This window comes from Terriglobales bacterium, from assembly GCA_035937135.1.
GTDB lineage: Bacteria > Acidobacteriota > Terriglobia > Terriglobales > Acidobacteriaceae > DASYVL01.
Map to the genome: position 1 here is coordinate 1 of DASYVL010000011.1, position 18,284 is coordinate 18,284.

The window sequence follows — 18,284 nt, forward strand, 5'->3', positions numbered from 1 at the left end:
GCTCGGAGCGCGCTTCCTTCATGACCGGCCAATCGCTGGTTCTCGATGGCGGCTTCCTGGCGGGGGTCAACCCTCCCGGCTAGCTGATGCCGGAAGGGCCGTTCTATCCCGCACCGGAGGGCGGCCGGGCCAATGCGTCCCCTTGCGCGGGGCCGACGACGATGCGCATCACTGCGTGCCCCACAACGAAGAACAAGGCGTAGATGGTGGCGTCGGCGAGGATGGGGGCAATGCCGGGCGCGAAGGTCATCCAGGCCGGGAACATGGCAACGATCCAGTAGTCGCGGGGCGGCCCGATGATGGTCGCGACCAGGACGCACACCGCCAGCCCGCGGTTGCCGAAGCGGCGGACCACCCTCCAGAGAATCAGGTAGGAGGGCGCGGCCGAGACGGCGAAGCCCAACCAGAGCAGCGATTGGAAGTGCGAAGAGCCCGCTGCCGGCAAGTGCCACCAGCCCCGGGCCTCGCCCAGCGCCAGTGCGAGCAGCCCCACCACTCCGAAGACGGCTCCGCCGGCCAGGGCTCCCAGGATGCGGCGCACTTTCGCGCGGGTGAAATAAGCCACCGCGATTAAGGCGGCGAAATAGAAGCCGATCATCAGGAGAATCTGGACTGTTGTCATGGCGGGCTGGCCCATCCTATCTTGTCTGACCGGACGCGACTCTATTCAAATCGCTTTCTTAGCAATAGCGCCATGGTGATCGCAATGACCGCGGTAGCGGCAATTGCGAGCAGCCACCCCAGATGCTGCCCAGGATGTTGCAGACCGACAACGAAACGGCGGCCGTAGTGGGAGGCGATTGCGGCAATGGCTCCGTAACGTATCGCCCGGCCCAAAGCCACGACCAGGATGAATGCACGGGGAGGATAATCCAGCACGCCTGCGGCGGCGAACAACGCGCTCGTAGGGAAGGGAAACGGTACCACGGCAGAAAAGAGCAGAGCGCCGGTACCCCACCGCTCGAAGAACTTTAGCACTCTGGCGACTTTGCGCTGTCCAAACTTGCGGTTGAGATAGTCCAAACCGGCCTTCCGTGCCGTTCGGAACGTGATGTAGGCGCCGATGACCGAGCCCACCGTGGCGACGCCGGCGTAGTAGTACCAGGGTTCGCTCTGCCGCGCAGCGAGTATGGCGGTAAGAATGTCCGGGCCGGCAAAGGTTGGGATGGGAGTGCTGTCGGCGATGGCAAGAAGGAACAGGCCGAATGCGCCTAAGTGCCGCAGGACCGCCGCGAGCCCTGGCGGCTTAGCGACTGCTGGTTTAACGAAGTCCGCGAGTGTTTCGAGAAGTCCCACAGTAGAACGTTCAGGGCGACGGTCGCGACCCAGTGGTTCGCCCTGCGCAGCTTAGACTACACCCATGCCACCAGCGCCGATCGATGCGTTGAGCGCTCCTCCTATGTGTCTGCTTGGTGAATAATGTCCGCGGAGGGCGAAGACGATGGCCAAGAAGCGGAACTGGTTCGACCGGCATTCCTTGAGCCTGGTTGCGATCGCGATCCTCGCGCTGTGGATCGTGCTCTACTCTCGCGCCGACGAGAAGACGCACGTGGGAGCCTTCTTCGGCAACGCCATCGCCGACTGGGCCGGACTGGTGGTGATGGTTCTCGCCACCAAGTATCTTTACGAGCGCGGCTCCAAGGAGAGCAAGCAGCCGCGCGGGCTGCTGCCGAAGCGCTGGGTGGAGGCGCTGCGCGACCATTCCCTCACCATTTTCCTTGCGATCACCGGCGGGCTGTGGATCGCGCTCTACGCGCACCTGGACTCGGAAGCCAAGTGGGGTTCGGTGGTAGGCAACATCGTCTCCGAGTGGACGCAAATCCTTGGCCTAGTACTCATGACCAAGAAGCTGATGGAAGCGGGATCGAAAGAAAGCGGGTAAACAACCGGCTGGCTTCCGGGAGATTCCGGATCGAGCCACAGCTCATTGAGACTGGCGCCCAAAACGGGGACCTCAACAGTGCATGGACTCCCGTGCCACTCCCTGCAGGCGGACTCGCGTTACTAACTCACACACTCCCGCTCAGCTAAGCTAGTATGGGCGTGGAATCGTGCGCTATGCCTCCTCGGCCCACCCAAGTGCGACCGGCTGACGAAGCGGCAGGCGGGCTGCTGCGTTCTTTGAACGCTCTGATGAAAAGCGTCCGCTTGTATGGCACTCAGCATCAGCGCTCGACTCAGTACCTGCAGGAGGTGCTGTCGCAGGTACAGACGGCGCTCGCAACCAGCGACAGCCTGACGTTCGGCGTTGCCGGCCAGCGGCTGGTGGTCAATGGCCGGCCCCTGCCTTCAGGCACCGCAGAATCCAGCTTTGCGGAAGTACTGAACGCGGGGAACATCGCCAGCATCCAGTTCTTCTCCGGGATCACGGCGGAAGAGTTGCTGGCATTCGTGCTCGCCCTTTCCACCAAGGAGTCTGCCGACCTGGCCAAATTTGCGGACCAGACCTCTACCCACATTCATCTGAACGAAGTCGAGTTTGTGGCGCGCAGCGGCGGAAGCGGTGGCGCGGAAGTTGATGCCATCGTCGCCCGGGCGACCACCGAAGTGATGGCGGCGCTCATCGCCCCGGAACCCGGCAAGGTCCCGCCCGCGCCTGCCGAGTTCGCCAAGGATGCCGCGGCCGTGGCGGCCGGCAGCAATCCGGAGCAGGCCGCGCGGCATTGGATGGAGCAGATCGCGCAGCATCTGCAGCAGGCAACTGCCGGCGCCGAGGGTGACGCGCCCCTCGATGGCGGAACGCACGCCTTCCTCGACCGCCTGCAGATCCAGGTGCGGAACGGGAACACGTCCGACAGCAAGCAACTCCTACAGCTCGCCGAACGTTCCGCGATGCGCTATATGCTCGAGCGCTATCAGTCCGGCGCGGTCCAGGCCGGAGCCGTGAATCGGCTGCTGCAAAAACTGGTCAGCGAAGTCAACCAACTGCGCAAGCTGGTGGGGGTGACGCCGGAGCAGGCGAAGACGGAGTCGCCCGAAGCGTTGCAGCGCGAGTTCTGGAGTTCGGTGCCCAAGCACGGCAAGCTGCTGGTTCTGCTCACGCCCGATGCCTGGTGCATTCCGGCGGTGAACGTGGAGTCGTTTGTGCAGGAGTTGCTCGCCGGCGGCGACACGGAGACGGCGACCAAGGTCCTTACCGCCTACGTTGCATGCACGGCTTCGACTGATCGCGAGGCCCGCCTGAAGTCTGCCGAGGGAACGGTGCTGCTCGCCGGCGCGCTGGCGCAGGCGGGGCAGGAGACCATGACCGCGGCCGTCATCCAGGTGGCGCGTGTGCTCTCCACCGAAGGCGACGCCGAAGTCGCGACGGCTCTGTCCACCGCCCTGGCGCGCCTTACGCAGCAGGCGCTGACCCGGCGTTACTTCCCGGCGGTGAACCAGTCGCTGGCCGTCTTGCGTCATCTGGAGCAGCACCGCCCCGACTCCGCCAAGCAGCTGCGCTCCCGCATCCGAATCGAGGAACGCCTGCCCGAGCTGGTCCGCGAGGCAGTCGAGAGCGATGCGTTGAAGAGTGAGTTCATAGTCCTGCTCAAGCGCATGCCGCAGCCGGCCATGCGCGTCGTCCTGGAGCAGTTCGCGACCTGCCTGCGGCGTACGGTCGCCGACCGCCTCGCCAATCTCGCTTCGCAGTTGGGCGAAGACGGCGCGGAACACCTGGTCAGCATCTTTCGCAGCTCGAACTCCGCCGACGCATCCCGCACCGGCGGCATCCTCAGTCGCCTGGGGCACCCCGTGTTGCAGCAGGAACTGGTACAACGCATCGCGGCCTGGCCGCTGGCGCACCAGGACGCGGCCATTCGCCAGATCGCCATGGCCGGGGGAAAGGACACGGGCATGGTTCTTCTGGGCATCTTCAGCGCGGTGAGCCCGACGCTCAAGCCCGTGGTGCTCGACGAGATCGGTTGTGCCGGCGACGAGAGGACGGCTCCGGAGCTACTGCGCATGGCCTCGTCCGACGACGAGGCCGGCGTCTACCTGCGCCTCAAGGCGATCGAGGCTTTGGGGCGCATGCGCGAAGCCAAAGCCATCCCGCTGCTGCGCGATCTGATCCTGGCGCGCAAAACCTTCAGCTGGCGGCAGCCGGACGAGTTGCGCCTCACCGCCCTGCATTCCCTTGAGCTCATCCATCCCCAAGCCGCCTCCGAGGCCGCCATCGTCAATGCGCTCAAAGGGGTTCCGAGCTCGGCTTTGCACATTGCCTCCGGGAGCGATTGGAGGCGGCAACGGCGCTACCTGCGCCGCGTGCCCAACCAGGCGCTGCAGGCCGTCGTCACCACCGCGCGCGCCTCCGCCAGCGTCTCCATCGAGCGGCTGAGCCTGGGTGGAGGCCTCGCCGTGCGCCAGCCGCTGGGGCAACTCGGCCTGGATGGCACGCTCGAGTTCATGGCGGGGCGCCGCAAGTTGCGCGCCCGTGTCCTGTTCCACGAGATCGGGGCGCGCCGCCTGACCTTTGAGGTGGTGGAGATATCGCTCGACGACCGCTGGCGCCTACGGCGCATGCTGGCCGACGAAGCTCACGCCGCGGCCGAGGAGCCTGTCATCGAACCTCCCACCGAGGCGGAGCAGCAGGGTTCCACAACACCCGACGTCGCGTGACCCCTCACGGCGATTCGCAGAGCGCAGCGCCGAACGGTTATTGTCCCGGCTTGGCACCCATCTGGCGCGATGCGTAGTAGCTCTCTCGGGCTTGCACCTTGAGGTCTTTCCGCGTTGTGGTCACGCGGATGCGGCGGTACTCGGAGCCGCCGTCGGCGGCGCGGTCGGGCGTGTAGCCCAGGTTGTACTGGTTGCGGAGTTCGTCCTGGATCTGCGCGTAGATCTGATCGATGGATTGCCGGTTCGATGCCTCGAACATGCGTCCGCCGGTCTGTCGCGAGAGGCGCTCCAGCACTTGCTTGCCGTCCGCTGAAGAATCGCCACTCCCGGGCCAGCCTCCGCCGCGACGGCCGCCACCCCAGGGCCCGCTGATGCCGCCCCCGCCGGGACCCTCCTGGCCAGCGAAGTAGATGGAGTAAACCATGGTGTCGGCGCGCAGCGCGCTTTCGATGGCGCGCTCCAGCGACATCTTGCTGCCGTGATCCACGCCATCGGTCAGCACGATGATGGCTTTGCGTCCCTTCTGTTTCTGCATCAGTTCATCGGAGGCGAGGAAGATCGAATCATAGAGCAGTGTGCCGCCGCCGGATCCGCCACCTTGAGGGCTGCGCCCAGATCCGCCGCGCCTGCCGCCCGGATAGCCGCCGCCAGATCCGCCACCCGGGTAGCCGCCGCCGGGATAGCCGCCGCCGGGATACCCGCCGCCCGGCCAGCCGCCGCCAGAGCCGCCGCTGGGATAACCGCCACCCGGGTAGCCGCTTCCGCGACTTCCGCCGCCGGGATAACCGCCGCCTCGCTGCCGGTTGTCGTACCGCGGCATCTCCAGCAATCGCAGCGCGGCGCTGATTCTCTGGCGCGAAGAAGTAAGGTCCTGGAGCAATTCCACCTGCTGATCGAAGTGGATGAGGAAGGCCGAGTCTTCACCCTCGCGCAACACTTCGTTGGTGAACACAGCGCTGGCAGTCTTCTCCTGATCGAGCACCTGGGACTGGCTCACGCTGGTATCCACGAGCAACCCCAGGGTCAGGGGCAGGTCGGTTTCACGGGTGAAGTACTTGATGGTCTGCGGACGTCCGTCTTCCTCGAGGATGAAGTCCTCGCGGTTGAGCGTATTGACGATGTTGCCGTGTGAATCGCGCACCGTTGCCAGCACGTTCACTACTTTTACGACCACGGAGATGGTGGTGGTGGGCGCCTCCTGGGAGGTGGTGGGGGCCTCCTGAGCGGCCAGCGTCGCTGCGGCAACCAACACCAAGACGACCCAAGCGCCCGGGGACCTGGGGCGCAGCACGGCGGAACCTCGATTAACTTGCATAGGCTTACCTTATGATGCCGGGGATGGAGTTGGGGATGTGCCTCCAGTGGGGCAGTAGAGGTCTGGCCGCCTGAGGCCGGATCTGGTGATGAATCAAGCCATTACGAACCTCGCCAACTTGGCGGTATGGATGGTCATAGGGGTTTTCCCCTGGTAGGCGACGAAGCCCAGTTTCCGGAAGCGATTCATAAAAAAATTGATTCGGGATCGGGTTGTACCGACCATCTCCGCCAGCTCTTCCTGACGGATTCTCGGAACGATTGCCTCCGGCTTGCCTCCGTTGCCGAAGTTCGCAAGCAAGAGAAGAGCTCGGGCCAGCCGTTTTTCGCCGGAGTTTAAAAGCTGATCCTTTATGACTTCCTGGTATCGACTGTTACGATCAAGCAAGTGATCGAGAAAAAATGCCGCAAAGGTCTTTTCCTGCTGGATCACGCGCAACATCTCTTCTCGTTCAATCCTAAGAATTGTGCAATTTGTGAGCGTCCTAGCGGACGCCGTGCTCCGGGGCCGAACTGTCGCCATGCATTCCTTGCCTGCGAAGTTTCCCGGGCCGAGCAAGTCAATTGTGATTTCTTTCCCGTGAGAGGCTACAGTGAGCTTCACCATGCCCGTCAAGATGTAGAAGACCGCATTCCCCGGTTTGCCTTGTTCAAAGAGGACTTGTTTTCCCGGTACATAGACAATCGTCCTGCCTGCGCCGGCTTTCGAGAGAAAAGTCTTAATATGAAAGGGCGGTTGTTTAGGAGCCTGGCGCAACTGCGGCTCTGTCTGCCGCTCGCTCGCGTCCATGAGGCAGCCCTGGATCTCGGCGAGCTCACCTCGCTCGTCGAACGTTCCGGCGGCATTCTCCACGGCGTGGACCACGCTGCCGTCCTTGCGGCGGAGTTCAGCCTCGTTGTATTCGAGCCACCCCTTCTTCTTGAGGCGCCCCAGGAATCCATCTCGCGACGCGCGGTCGGGATAGAGTGAGACCAGGTCCACTTTCATTGCCTCTTCGACCGAGGCAAAACCGAGCATTCGCGCGAAGGCTGAATTGCAGGTGATCAACCGTCCATCGGGGCTTGCGACGTAGCTGCCTGCCGGATTTGCCTCAAAAAAGCTCCGGGTTTGCTGCAGGCTGTGGTGCAGCGCGTCCTCCGCATGCTTGCGCTTCGTGATGTCACGAATGTTGCATTGAATGACCCTCGTCCCATCCCCATTCAATCGATAGACGTTGCTGACAAACTCCACGGCAATGGGCCGGCCGCCTTTGGTTTCCAGCGGGAGAGATTCATAGCGGATATATTCCTTGTCCTGCAACTCCTCAAACGCCAGCTTGCATTCCTTGACGTCTTTGAACGGCCCGATCTCCCAGAGTGGCAACCCAATGAACTCGTCATGGGTGTAGCCCAACAGATTCACCAGGAATGGGTTCACGTCGTCTATCTGTCCTGTCTTGGCGTTGAGAATCAGGATTCCATCCTGCGCGGCTTCGAAGAGCCGGCGATATCGAAGCTCAGACGCTCGCAGCGCCTCATCCGAGTGCTTGGGTTGCGTTTCTTCCTGCATGACTTCCCCCGTTTAGACTTCCAGGCCCGCGCCCTCTCCACCATTTGCCGCAGACACCACGACAGCCAGATTGGCTCATCCTGTGTGCCGGGAAGATACCGGTCGAGCGAACTATAAACGGCGGAGCGGAGAAACCAGTGAGCTAGACGACCCTTCATTCATAAACGTACGAGTTCGCCCGAATCGTACCCGGGACGAATCAACCCTGTCTGTTCAATATTGGATAGGTTGCCGTCCACTCCCTAGTGGCCACTTCTTGGTGGCGGGGACAGTAGGGGTCTGGTCGCAGCGGACGGTCGGAAGTAAGAACGGATGTCATGCTGACTGCGGCGCGGGTTGAGGAGAAACCCCACCCTTCGCCAAAAACCGGGCGAAAGAGCCTGCCCTGAGCGACGCCGAAGGGGTGGGGCAACCCAAAGAGAAGTAGTGGGTGTGAAGGAGTGGGCCGGCCGCCCCGCGCCGGCGGGGGGAGAGGATCTCGTAGGGTCCGAGCTTGGCGCCTACCACAAGGCTCATTTGAGCCACGGATTATGGCTGTGGAACCGACAGAAATACGGCTGAAACCAAGCCCGATTCCGGACGTCTAATGGGCTCAGGGAACGCTTGTTATACTCCCAGCGTACCTTCCTCGTCTCCCCATGGCGCGTGACGAAATCTTCCGGCTGGCGTTTGACGCCCTGCGCGCCCACAAGCTGCGCTCATTCCTGACGCTTCTGGGCGTCATCATCGCTGTAGGCACGGTGATCGCCGTGGTCTCCGTCATCCAGGGCCTGGACCAGTATGTGACGGCGCGGGTGATGGAATTCGGCTCCACCTCGTTCTCCATCTCCAAATTCTCCCAGGGCTTCAGCTCGCTCGACGACTTCTGGCGGGAGATCAAGCGCAAGAACCTGACGCTGGAGGACATGAAGGCGGTGGAGGCCGGATGCCCGCACTGCCAGTACGTGGGCGGCATCTACGGCGAGCGCAAGACGGTGAAGTACAAGAACAAGAGCATCGAGAGCGTGGACCTGCGGGGCGTGACCGTGAACGCCGCTTTCATCGGGCAGGTGATGGAGCTCAGCTCCGGGCGGCACTTCACCGAGGTGGACATTGACCACGCCCGCTTCACGGTGATCCTGGGCGGCGACGTCGCCGACCGCCTGTTTCCCTATGAGGACCCGGTGGGCAAGGAAGTCATGGTGGACGGCACCGCTTACACCGTGCTGGGCGTGGCCAAAAAGACCGGGGACTTCCTGGGACAGCCGCAGGACACTTTCGTGCGCATCCCCATCACCGTGTTCGTGCGGCACTACAACGTGACCGGGCAGTCCATATTCATCCAGGTGCAGGCGCGCACCCCGCAGGACATGGCGCTGGCCATGGACGAGGCGCGGGTGATCCTGCGCGGCCGCTTCCACCGCATGTACAACGACGATGACGGCTTCGCCATGGCCACCGCCGATACCTTCCTCGACCTGTGGCGGAAAACCACCGGCTCCATCTTCCTGGTCACCATCGCCCTGGCCTCCATCGCGCTGGTAGTGGGTGGCGTGGTCATCATGAACATCATGCTGGTCTCGGTGACCGAGCGCACGCGGGAGATCGGAGTGCGCAAGGCGCTGGGCGCGAAGCAGTCGGATATCCTGGGGCAGTTTCTAGCGGAAGCGGTCATGCTGGCTGCCATCGGAGGAGCGCTGGGCATCGCAGGCGGGATCTTCCTGGCCTACCTGGTGTCGTGGTTCTCGCCGCTGCCGGTGGCTATCCGCTGGTGGTCGGTGCTGGCGGCGCTGCTGGTGTCCTCTTTCATCGGGATTGCCGCGGGCATCTACCCGGCGCGGCGGGCGGCTCGCCTGGACCCGGTGGTGGCGCTGAGGGCGGAATGAACGTCTCCTTCCAAATGATCCGGCTGGCGCTGGAACAGATCCTCAGCCACAAGCTGCGCAGCTTCCTCACCATTCTCGGAGTGGTGATCGGGGTGATGTCGGTGATCTTCATCGCCGCCATCATCTCCGGGCTGAACGTGACCTTCTCCAAGCAGGTGTCGAGCCTGGGCTCGAACATCGTTACCGTGACCAAGCTGCAGCAGTTCGCCTTCCGCTTTCCCACCGAGGAGGAGCGGCAGCGCAAGGACCTGACGCGCGAAGACGCCGACGCCATCCGTCAGGAGGCCAAGGACGCCGAGCGGGTAATCTCCGTCCTGGTGCTCGACTTCGAGAAATTTCCCAACCCCAACGTGCGCTACGGCAACACCCACGCCGCCAACGTGAAGGTGTACGGGGTGGAGCCGGATTACATCAACATCTACGTCTCCAACGTGCGAACGGGGCGCTTCCTCTCCGAGGGCGACGTGCTGCATCGCACCTCGGTGATGGTGCTGGGGGCGACGGTGGCCGAGACCATGTTCGCCCACCAGGAGCCGGTGGGGAAGACGGTCTATTTCGAGAACGATCCCTACGAGGTGATTGGGGTGCTGGAGCGGCGGGGGTCGCTGTTCGGCTTCGACCGCGATAACTTCGTCTGGATCCCGGTGACCACGTTCCAGAAGCTTCATCCCGAAGCCAAGGACGGCATGATCATCGCCTTGAAGGCGCGCACGCAGGAGTCCATGCCCAAGCTGATCGACGAAGTGACGGAGATCCTGCGCCGCCGACGCCACGACGGCTTCCACAACCCCAACTCCTTCGACGTCGGCGGCCAGAACCAGTTCATCCAGTTCTACGAGCAGCTCACCGGCGGCGCCTACCTGGTGATGCTGGTGATCTCTTCCATCGGGCTGATGGTGGGCGGCATCGGAGTGATGAACATCATGCTGGTGTCGGTGACCGAGCGCACGCGGGAGATCGGAGTGCGCAAGGCCCTGGGCGCGCGGCGGCGCGACATCCTTTTTCAATTCCTGCTGGAGGCCATGATGCTCACCGGCTTCGGCGGGATAGTGGGCATCCTGCTGGCTAGCGGCGTCAGCGCGCTGGTGGACTGGCTGTCGCCCCTGCCCTCGCGCGTTTCCATCTTCTGGGTGATCATGGCGTTTTCCGTGTCGGTCTCCGTGGGACTGTTCTTCGGGCTGTATCCCGCGGCGCGCGCCGCGCGCCTGGACCCCATCGACGCCCTGCGCTACGAGTGACCGCAAAGAATTCCTATTCTTACGGCGCCCACGCGGCATCCATCTTCGGCGGATGGAGCAGCGTCTGCATGACCACGCAGTACTGTTCTGTCTTCTCGCGCAACCCGCGCAACTGTTCGGCGGTTGCCTGAGGGGCCAGCACATCGAAGCGAAGCTGGATGCGCTCGAACCCTACTGGGACTTCTTTCGAGATCCCCAGAGTGCCGGAAAGATCCAGATCTCCGTCCACGGTGACCTCAATGCGCTCCACCGGGATCCCCATAGCGGCGGCGACCATCTGGCAGGTGATCTGGGCGCAGGCGGCGAGGGCGCCGAGCAGCAGGTCGCCGGAACAGGCCGCGGTGCCGGCGCCGCCGACTCCGGTGTGGGCTTCGGCCTGATAGATGGCGCGCCCGATGTCCACCGAGCAGGCAACCGGGGCGCCGGACTGGCTGCCCGTGGCCCGCAGTGTGACGCGCGAAGCGCCCGGATCGCTGCGGTAGCGCTCCTTCAGCGGTCGTTGCAGCGAACGGACATCCATAACGGCCTCCCGAAACTCCTGCTATCCTAGCAGCGCATCGGCACTGGCATCCGGTCGCAATCCTTCTGTTGAGATTCCATGGCGCTCGCCGCAGGCACACGATTCGGAGCCTACGAAATCCTTTCCCCGCTGGGAGCCGGCGGGATGGGGGAAGTGTACCGGGCGCGGGACAGCCGCCTGGGGCGCGAGGTGGCGCTCAAGGTCCTGCCCGACCATTTGGCCCGCGACCGGGAACGCCTGCAGCGCTTCGAGCAGGAAGCGCGTTCGGCGTCGGCACTCAACCATCCCAACATCGTCACCATCTACGAACTGGGGCAGGTGGACTCCATCTGCTTCATCGCCATGGAGCTGGTGGAGGGAGACACTCTGCGCCGGCTGCTCGCAGCCGGCCCGGTCCCGCTGCGCAAGGTGATTCAGATCGCGGCTCAGGTGGCCGATGGTCTGGCCAAGGCGCACGAAGCCGGCATCCTGCACCGCGACCTGAAGCCCGAGAACCTCATGGTCTCGCGCGACGGGCTGGTGAAGATCCTGGATTTCGGTCTAGCCAAGCTGACTGCACCCCTGGGCGCTGACCCTTCGAGCACTTCCACCTTGGGCGGCCCGCAAACCGGCACCGGCGTTCTGGTGGGCACCGTCGGTTATATGTCTCCGGAACAAGCCAGCGGCCGGCCGCTGGACTTCCGCTCCGACCAGTTCGCCCTGGGGTTGGTGCTCTATGAGACGGCTGCGGGAAGGCCTGCCTTTCGCCGGGGCTCTGCCGCGGAGACGCTGGCCGCCGTTCTGCGGGATGATCCAGAGCCGGTTTCAGCCGTCAACCGCCAGGCTCCAGCGCCGCTCTGCTGGGTGATCGAACGCTGCCTGGCCAAGGAACCGGGAGAGCGCTACGCCTCCACCCGGGATCTGGCACGCGACCTGGCGGCGCTGCGCGACCGCTTCTCGGAGGCCCCGGCCCAGCCGTCGGCGATTCGTCCCAGCAATCTGCCCGCGCAGCGCACCGCCTTCGTGGGCCGCGAGAAAGAAGTGGCAGCGCTCACCGATCTGTTGCAGCGGCCGGACGTGCAACTGGTCACGCTCACCGGGCCAGGAGGCATCGGCAAGACCCGCCTGGCGCTGCAGGTGGCGCGCGAGCTGACCGGCCCCTTCCCCGGCGGAACGTACTTTATCCCGCTGGCCCCGGTGAACGATGCCGCACTGGTACCCACGGTGATCGCACAGACGCTGGGTTTGCGCGAGTCTCCTGGCCAGCCCCCGCTCGAGGTCCTCAAGGATTACCTGCAGAACTCCTTGCGCGCGCCCATGCTGCTGTTGTTTGACAACTTCGAGCACATGGCGGCCGCGGTGCCCGCGATAGCCGATCTGCTGACCGCCGGCTCCAACCTCAAGCTGCTTGTAACCAGCCGCGCGCCGCTGCACGTTTACGGGGAACGCGAGTTCCCGGTGCCGGCGCTGGGCGTGCCCGATCCTAAGGCGCCGCCGCCGCTGGAGGCGCTGTTGCAGTATCCAGCGGTGAACCTGTTCCAGCAGCGGGCCCGCGCCGTGAAGCCCGACTTTGAAGTCACGAAAGACAACGCGGCAGCCGTGGCGACCATCTGCGCGCAACTCGACGGGTTGCCGCTGGCCATCGAGCTGGCCGCGGCCCGCATCAAGCTGCTTTCCCCATCCGCCATGCAGGCGCGGCTGGAGAGCCGCCTGCAACTGCTGACCGGCGGCGCCCGCGACCTGCCCGCGCGCCAGCAGACGCTGCGCGGAGCCATGGACTGGAGCTATGGCCTGCTGAATGCCTCCGAACAGAAGCTCTTCCGCCGGCTTTCGGTGTTCGTGGGCGGGTGCACCCTGGAGGCCGTGGAAGCGGTCTGCGACACCAAGCAGGATCTGGGCCTGGACGTCTTCGACGGCATGGCCTCCATGGTGGACAAGAGCCTGGCCCAGCAGTTGGAGCAGGGAGACGGGGAGCCGCGCTACGTGATGCTGGAGACCATCCGCGATTACGGACTGGAACACCTGACTGCCAGCAGCGAAGAGGCGGCGACCCGGCGCGCTCATGCGGCCTACTGTCTGGTGCTGGCGGAGGAAGGAAACGCCGGAGGCACGGATGCGGCGGACGCGAAATGGCCGGAGCGCTTCGAAGTGGAGCACGACAATCTTCGCGCCGCCCTGGAGTGGCTGACGGAGAGCGGGGACGCCCAGTGGGGCATGCGCCTGGGCACCGCCCTGTTTCGCTTCTGGGAAACGCGGGAGCACCTCACCGAAGGGCGCGACCGGCTGGTCCGGCTGCTGAAGCTCCCGGGTGCGGCGGCCCAGAGCCGGGAGCGCGCCCGGACGCTGTTCGCCGCCGGCGTCCTGACCGGCGATCAGGGCGACTACGCATCCGCTCAGGAGCTGCTGGAGGAGAGCCTTGCAATCGCGCGGGAGCTGAAGGACAACTCCGGGATCGCGGTGTCGCTGAACGCGCTGGCGGTCTTTTCCCGCGACCGGGGCGAGGTGGCGGCGGCGGGAGCGCTCTTCGAGGAAAGCCTGGCGCTGTGCCGCGAGTCGGGCGACGGGATGGCCGCGGCCCGCGCGCTCAGCAACCTGGCCAGCGTGGTCCGCTTGCAGGGCGATCATGTGCGGGCGCGTTCCCTGTACGAGGAGTGCAGGGCGAGTTTCGCCGAGCTGGGGGACCGCACGGGCATGGCGTGGTCGCTCGATTACCAGGGCGATGTGGCTCGCGAGCAAGGGGAAGGGGAAGCGGCGCGCTCTCTCTATGAGAAAAGCCTGGCCGTCTTCCGCGAACTGGGAGACTCGTGGGGCATCGCCGGCACGCTGGCCGATCTGGGGAACCTGGCGCGCGAACGGAACGACCACTCCGGGGCGCGCACTTTCTACGGCGAGAGCCTGCGCCTGTTTCAGGAACTAGAGTCCAAACGGGGGATCGCGCGCCTGCTGGAGTGCTTCGCGTGCTCAGCGGCGGCCCAGGCCCGGGCGGAGCGGTCGCTGCGTCTGGCGGGAGCGGCAGCCGCCCTGCGCCAATCCGTGGGTGCACCGCTGCCTCCCGCCGAACGCGCCCGGCTGGACGAGAATCTGGAAGCAGCGCGGCAGGCGGTGAGCAACACGGAGGGCGCGGCGGCCTGGATGGAAGGGTGGGCGATGCCGGCGGAGAAGGCTATTGCCTACGCCCTGTCGCCCGACTAGTCCGGATCCGCAGCGCCTACTCGGCAGTGGTGGGATCGATCAGCCGGCGCACCGCCGAAATGCGGTTCGCGGGCAGTCCGGCCCGCTTGGCATGCTCGCGAATGGTGGCCTCGTCGGGCGCCAGGTATACGCAGTAGACCTTGTCGCCGGTGACGTAGCTTTGCAGCCACTGGATCTCGGGGCCGAGGGCCTTGAGAACGCTCACCGACGTCTGAGAAATCTTCTGCAACTCGGCATCCGACAAATTTCCCGCTCCGGGTACGTCGCGCTCGATTACGAACTTGGGCATGGGAGTTGGACCAGAGAAAATGGTACCAGAAACGGCGCCCGCTCTGGGGGATTCACTGGCGCGCCGCTACCTCTTCCGGAAAGTCCGCGTCGCACTGTGACTTCATGCTCGCGAGCTGAAACTGTGCCGTCATGGTGGCGTCTGCGGTCAGGCATCCCTCGTGCAGCTGCTTGCGGATGTTGGCGGGATCGAACTGGTAGGTTCCCCCGTGCTCCTTCTTGGGCGTGACCAGGACGATGTCGTAGGGCAGGCTCCAGTTGGCGTCCGTGGAGGAGTGGTAGGAGCCCACCGGGAAGCTCTCGTCGCCGAACTCGCGCGTGAACTGGTCGAGGGCCCGGGGGTTGAGGTTGCCGCGGGCCCATGCCAGCAGTTCGGCGCGGGAGCGGAGCGCGTCATTGGCCATCAAGGCGTAGCTCAGGTCCCAGCGATAGGGCGAGTTCAGCACCACCTCGAGCGTCCGCCACAACACTTCCTTGCCGTTGCGCACGTGGCGGATGCCCTTGGGATCGGGGCAACAGCCGGGCGGAGGCAGGTGGTCGCTGGCCGGGTCGTAGGGGTTGGCGATGACGACGAACAGTTGCGTCAGGTTGCGATGCGGCGGCGCGGCAGGGGCGGGACGGTCGGGATCGCAGAAGACGTCCGCGCGGGTCGGAGGCGAGGGTGGCTCGGGCACTGCTTTACGATACTGCTGCTGCAGCAGAGAGGTCTTGACGCCGCAGACGGGGAAGTATCCGGCGACAGGAGTGGGATGGCGGACGCCGCCGTCGGAGAACTGCGACCAGTACTCTGGATCCGGCGGCTGGTCCTTGTCCTCCTGGATGCGCGGCATGGTCCCGTACACCGGGATGAGCGCGCTGGCATAGACGTAGTCCACGAACTGGGCGGGCGCCAGCAACTGCGGCGAGTTGGGTGTGACCTCGCGATAGCTGCCGTCGTAGAAGGACACGGTCCCCACGCGCACCTCGCGGCCGGAGTGGAGCAGAGCCTCGGGGCTGACCTCGCGCTGCACCAGCGTGCGCAGCGGGGTGAAGTTCTTCACGCTCTCGGTGCCGAAGATGAGCAGGCGCGGCACCGCCAGGAACTTGCCACGCATGACCTGCTTGGCTCCGCGGATGTTCCGCCACAGGTCCACCAACCCTTTGGCCTGCTTCTGGAGATGGGCGAGCGAGTCGCCCTCGACCGGCGCTTGGGCCAGGTAGGCCACGTTCAGGGCGCCGGCGGAGACGCCGGAGAAGTCCTTGAAGTCGCAGCCGCGGTGCACCACCAGGTGATAGGCAGCGCCTGCCTCGAAGGCGCCCTTGGCGCCGCCGCCGCTCAGGACCAGAGCGCGCGGGGTGGCTTGTGCGCAGGGGTTTTCGACCTGCGCCCAGGCGGGCGCGCAGGCCAGTGCGAGCAGCAGTACAACCTTGCCAAGAGACATGGTGACTCCTCACCCTCCACAAGCGGGCCGAAGGAACGCTAGAGTACCGCTGTTTAGATGCGCGTCAAGCAGGGGCGGGAGCGCCGCGGCGTCGAGCGAAGAATTTTGCCGCCGGCTCACTCGAACCAGCCGCTGCGATAAGCGACCCACCAGCTCAGGGCGATCAGCGGGATTGTAGCCAGTAACCCCCACAGCAGCGGCAAAGTGAAGTCCGCGATCAGGCTCAGAGACAGGAAAGTCAGCCAGAAGACTTTCTTCTGCACGGAACTCTACTGCGCCTTCACCAGGACGAAGCTCTTGCCGGCGTAGAGGCGGTAGCCCCCGGCCTGCTCGAGGATCTTGAGCGGCATGACCGGCTTGACCTTGTCGTCGGTTTGCGCGGCAACGGAGAGCACGTCGGCGGCGGCGACGTCCATCACCATGAACTTGCCCTTGCTGAAGCCGAATCCGTAGGCGCCCGGTTTGAGCGTAGAGCTTTCGATGTGAAGCGCGGTCTCGGTGATAAGCAGGCCCTGATACTTTTCTTCCATGGCGGAGGAGTAGCCGGCGGTGTCCACCAGCGCGGCCAGCAGGAGTCTGCCGTTGGCGAAGCGCACTCCGGCCGCGTTGCGCTGCTGCACCGAAGCGGTCTTGCCGGCGAAGAAGTAATCGTGCGGGACCAGTTGCTTGAGCTCAGCGGCACCCAGAACGCCCGTCGCTGGCGCTGGCGCGCTCTGCGCCCACGTCAGCAGGGCCAGAGCGGCCACGGCCGCGAGTGCGATTGCAGAAGTCCTCAGTCTCATGTTTCCTCCTAGAGTAGTAGCAGTGCCACGAGTTTACAGCCAACCCTCGCCGGAGGGTGACCGCTGCGGAATCAGAAGTGGTCGTCCTTGCGAGCCTGAGCGCAGGGCGGGCTGGCGATGCCGCCGGAACCCCGCTCCCAGGCGCTGGTTTGCCAGTTGTCGCGAAGCCGCTGCGGCGGCAGCCAGCCGGGAAGCGTGAACCGCAGGAAGCCGGCCAGCGCCTGGACATAGGGCTCGTACATCGCGCGCAGCTCGGTAAGTTTTTGCTCCGCCTCCGAGCCTTCCTGCACTTTGCATCCGGCCTCTGCCAGAAGACGCCGCAGCTCGGCGAGCTGTTCGGGCGGCAGACGATCGGCGGCCGTCCGGTCGGGAGGAGTGCTGAAGATCTGCGCCAGGTCCACCACCGCATGGCGGGCGATGGCGAAGGTGAGCTGGGCCTGTGCCGGCGAAACGTTTTCGACGCCCACGCGCACCAGGGCGCAGGTATCCAGGATGGTGGTGAGGGAGGCCAGCCAGTTCTCGTTGTCATGCTGCGAGCGGAAATAGCACAGCACCGGGTAGGAAAGATGGCTTTCGAGCAGCTCGGCCGACCAGCGCTCCCAGTCGCGCAGCAGCTGGACCAGGCTTTCCGGGCCGTGGTCGCGGGCGTGGCGGCGCAGCAGCTCGACGGCGGAGGGCGGAGAGCCGGCGCGCGCGTCCAGCAGAGTGATGTTCACCTCGCGGCGCGAGAAGGCCTGGTAGAGCGTGGGCAGGTAGCCAATCACCATGGCCAGGAAGGCGAAGCCAGTGCCGGATTCCACCACGGTGAGCAAGCGCGCCAGCGGGCCCTGCGGCGTGACGTCGCCCAATCCCAGAGTGAAGAAGGTGGTGCCGCTCATGTAGAGGTCGGTCCAGAAGTCGGCGACCGCGCCCGAAGCGCTGTTGATGTGGGAGCCGAAGCCCCAAAGCACCAGCGCGAATCCCAGCACCAGGGTGACCGCCCAGACCGCCAGCAGGCCCAGCAGGGAAAGCGGGCCGTAGTATCCCAGGTAAGTCTCGCGCCGCTTGGGAGAGGCGATGATTCCGAGGATCGCGGCCCAGGGCTTCCAGGTCGCGCGGTAGAAGAGGCGGGTGAGCCGGATCTGGCGCGTGACCCGGCGGGGCAGCACGATGGTCTCGAAGCCCTCCCACAGCACCAGCAGGATCAGCGCGATGCCCGCGGCCGCGGCCACTGCGGTCATGGGACCTCCGAGATGATGGGGGTTCTACGCATCGGCGCGTCTGAGAATCAAGGCTGCGGACTGTATGGCGGAGAGGGAGGGATTCGAACCCCCGGTACCGTTTCCGGTACAGCGGTTTTCAAGACCGCCCGTTTCAACCGCTCACGCACCTCTCCGCCTAACAGTTTAGTGCACTCCGGGCTCGCGGGTCAGTGATGCGTTTTGGTTTTTGGCGGAGGCTCTGGTAGTGCTTCCACCAGGCGGCCCGGATCTCGTCCTCGATGGTCTGGCCATCGTCGTAGGACGGAGAGACCAGGGGCAAGGCCTCTTCCACCTTGATG

The 18,284-nt window shown here is 64.9% G+C and carries 15 protein-coding genes and 1 tRNA gene; 5 read left to right on the plus strand and 11 right to left on the minus strand.

The features are described from left to right. Nucleotides 1–103 precede the first annotated feature (103 nt). Complete coding sequence (locus VGQ94_00475; protein ID HEV2020982.1) at nucleotides 104–622, minus strand: hypothetical protein; 519 nt, start codon at nucleotides 620–622, stop codon at nucleotides 104–106. A 41-nt stretch (nucleotides 623–663) separates the two neighbouring features. Further along, on the minus strand, nucleotides 664–1,296 hold the full coding sequence (locus tag VGQ94_00480; GenBank protein HEV2020983.1) for a VTT domain-containing protein: 633 nt from the start codon (nucleotides 1,294–1,296) through the stop codon (nucleotides 664–666). Nucleotides 1,297–1,441: 145 nt separating this feature from the next. Here VGQ94_00480 and VGQ94_00485 point away from each other — a divergent pair, with 145 nt between their 5' ends. Then, a complete protein-coding gene (locus tag VGQ94_00485; GenBank protein ID HEV2020984.1) occupies nucleotides 1,442–1,882 on the plus strand; it encodes a hypothetical protein in 441 nt (146 codons plus the stop codon). A 251-nt stretch (nucleotides 1,883–2,133) separates the two neighbouring features. Further along, nucleotides 2,134–4,596 carry a HEAT repeat domain-containing protein gene (locus tag VGQ94_00490; protein HEV2020985.1) on the plus strand — a complete coding sequence of 821 codons (2,463 nt, stop codon included), beginning with the start codon at nucleotides 2,134–2,136 and terminating at the stop codon, nucleotides 4,594–4,596. A 37-nt stretch (nucleotides 4,597–4,633) separates the two neighbouring features. On the opposite strand, the gene VGQ94_00495 is transcribed toward VGQ94_00490, so the two are convergent. Beyond that, nucleotides 4,634–5,887: a VWA domain-containing protein gene (locus tag VGQ94_00495; GenBank protein ID HEV2020986.1), complete on the minus strand. Its 1,254-nt coding sequence runs from the start codon at nucleotides 5,885–5,887 to the stop codon at nucleotides 4,634–4,636. Nucleotides 5,888–6,004: 117 nt separating this feature from the next. Beyond that, complete coding sequence (locus VGQ94_00500; protein HEV2020987.1) at nucleotides 6,005–7,459, minus strand: PAS domain S-box protein; 1,455 nt, start codon at nucleotides 7,457–7,459, stop codon at nucleotides 6,005–6,007. Nucleotides 7,460–8,097: 638 nt separating this feature from the next. Between VGQ94_00500 and VGQ94_00505 the strand changes: the two genes are divergently transcribed. Together VGQ94_00505 and VGQ94_00510 are read left to right on the plus strand one after the other, a co-directional pair. Continuing rightward, nucleotides 8,098–9,324: an ABC transporter permease gene (locus VGQ94_00505; protein ID HEV2020988.1), complete on the plus strand. Its 1,227-nt coding sequence runs from the start codon at nucleotides 8,098–8,100 to the stop codon at nucleotides 9,322–9,324. Then, the gene (locus VGQ94_00510; GenBank protein HEV2020989.1) at nucleotides 9,321–10,562 is read left to right on the plus strand and encodes an ABC transporter permease; all 1,242 of its coding nucleotides are present in this window, start codon (nucleotides 9,321–9,323) and stop codon (nucleotides 10,560–10,562) included. Before VGQ94_00505 ends, VGQ94_00510 begins: the two co-directional genes overlap by 4 nt. A 19-nt stretch (nucleotides 10,563–10,581) precedes the next feature. On the opposite strand, the gene VGQ94_00515 is transcribed toward VGQ94_00510, so the two are convergent. Further along, nucleotides 10,582–11,082 carry an OsmC family protein gene (locus VGQ94_00515; protein HEV2020990.1) on the minus strand — a complete coding sequence of 167 codons (501 nt, stop codon included), beginning with the start codon at nucleotides 11,080–11,082 and terminating at the stop codon, nucleotides 10,582–10,584. 78 nt (nucleotides 11,083–11,160) lie between these two features. On the opposite strand from VGQ94_00515, the gene VGQ94_00520 reads away from it, so the two are divergent. After that, on the plus strand, nucleotides 11,161–14,253 hold the full coding sequence (locus VGQ94_00520) for a protein kinase (protein HEV2020991.1): 3,093 nt from the start codon (nucleotides 11,161–11,163) through the stop codon (nucleotides 14,251–14,253). Nucleotides 14,254–14,269: 16 nt separating this feature from the next. On the opposite strand, the gene VGQ94_00525 is transcribed toward VGQ94_00520, so the two are convergent. From VGQ94_00525 to VGQ94_00550, 6 genes are all read right to left on the minus strand, one after another. Next, complete coding sequence (locus tag VGQ94_00525) at nucleotides 14,270–14,542, minus strand: DUF4242 domain-containing protein (protein ID HEV2020992.1); 273 nt, start codon at nucleotides 14,540–14,542, stop codon at nucleotides 14,270–14,272. A 52-nt stretch (nucleotides 14,543–14,594) separates the two neighbouring features. Next, a complete protein-coding gene (locus tag VGQ94_00530) occupies nucleotides 14,595–15,962 on the minus strand; it encodes a patatin-like phospholipase family protein (GenBank protein ID HEV2020993.1) in 1,368 nt (455 codons plus the stop codon). A 116-nt stretch (nucleotides 15,963–16,078) separates the two neighbouring features. Beyond that, entirely contained in the window at nucleotides 16,079–16,225 is a 147-nt protein-coding gene (locus VGQ94_00535) for a hypothetical protein (protein HEV2020994.1), read from the minus strand. A gap of 6 nt (nucleotides 16,226–16,231) precedes the next feature. Beyond that, nucleotides 16,232–16,744: a hypothetical protein gene (locus VGQ94_00540; protein ID HEV2020995.1), complete on the minus strand. Its 513-nt coding sequence runs from the start codon at nucleotides 16,742–16,744 to the stop codon at nucleotides 16,232–16,234. A 71-nt stretch (nucleotides 16,745–16,815) separates the two neighbouring features. Further along, nucleotides 16,816–17,964 (minus strand): potassium channel family protein, encoded by a 1,149-nt coding sequence (locus tag VGQ94_00545; protein HEV2020996.1) that lies wholly within the window; start codon nucleotides 17,962–17,964, stop codon nucleotides 16,816–16,818. Nucleotides 17,965–18,029: 65 nt separating this feature from the next. After that, a tRNA-Ser gene (locus VGQ94_00550) sits at nucleotides 18,030–18,119 on the minus strand. Between the last annotated feature and the right edge of the window lie 165 nt (nucleotides 18,120–18,284).

What these genes read in the sequence shown, in the direction of transcription:
- VGQ94_00540 (HEV2020995.1), bottom strand. Translation starts at nt 16,744, where the DNA reads ATGAGACTGAGGACTTCTGCAATCGCACTCGCGGCCGTGGCCGCTCTG.
- VGQ94_00485 (HEV2020984.1), top strand. Translation starts at nt 1,442, where the DNA reads ATGGCCAAGAAGCGGAACTGGTTCGACCGGCATTCCTTGAGCCTGGTT.
- VGQ94_00490 (HEV2020985.1), top strand. Translation starts at nt 2,134, where the DNA reads ATGAAAAGCGTCCGCTTGTATGGCACTCAGCATCAGCGCTCGACTCAG.
- VGQ94_00530 (HEV2020993.1), bottom strand. Translation starts at nt 15,962, where the DNA reads ATGTCTCTTGGCAAGGTTGTACTGCTGCTCGCACTGGCCTGCGCGCCC.
- VGQ94_00500 (HEV2020987.1), bottom strand. Translation starts at nt 7,459, where the DNA reads ATGCAGGAAGAAACGCAACCCAAGCACTCGGATGAGGCGCTGCGAGCG.
- VGQ94_00545 (HEV2020996.1), bottom strand. Translation starts at nt 17,964, where the DNA reads ATGACCGCAGTGGCCGCGGCCGCGGGCATCGCGCTGATCCTGCTGGTG.
- VGQ94_00475 (HEV2020982.1), bottom strand. Translation starts at nt 622, where the DNA reads ATGACAACAGTCCAGATTCTCCTGATGATCGGCTTCTATTTCGCCGCC.
- VGQ94_00525 (HEV2020992.1), bottom strand. Translation starts at nt 14,542, where the DNA reads ATGCCCAAGTTCGTAATCGAGCGCGACGTACCCGGAGCGGGAAATTTG.
- VGQ94_00520 (HEV2020991.1), top strand. Translation starts at nt 11,161, where the DNA reads ATGGCGCTCGCCGCAGGCACACGATTCGGAGCCTACGAAATCCTTTCC.
- VGQ94_00505 (HEV2020988.1), top strand. Translation starts at nt 8,098, where the DNA reads ATGGCGCGTGACGAAATCTTCCGGCTGGCGTTTGACGCCCTGCGCGCC.
- VGQ94_00515 (HEV2020990.1), bottom strand. Translation starts at nt 11,082, where the DNA reads ATGGATGTCCGTTCGCTGCAACGACCGCTGAAGGAGCGCTACCGCAGC.
- VGQ94_00510 (HEV2020989.1), top strand. Translation starts at nt 9,321, where the DNA reads ATGAACGTCTCCTTCCAAATGATCCGGCTGGCGCTGGAACAGATCCTC.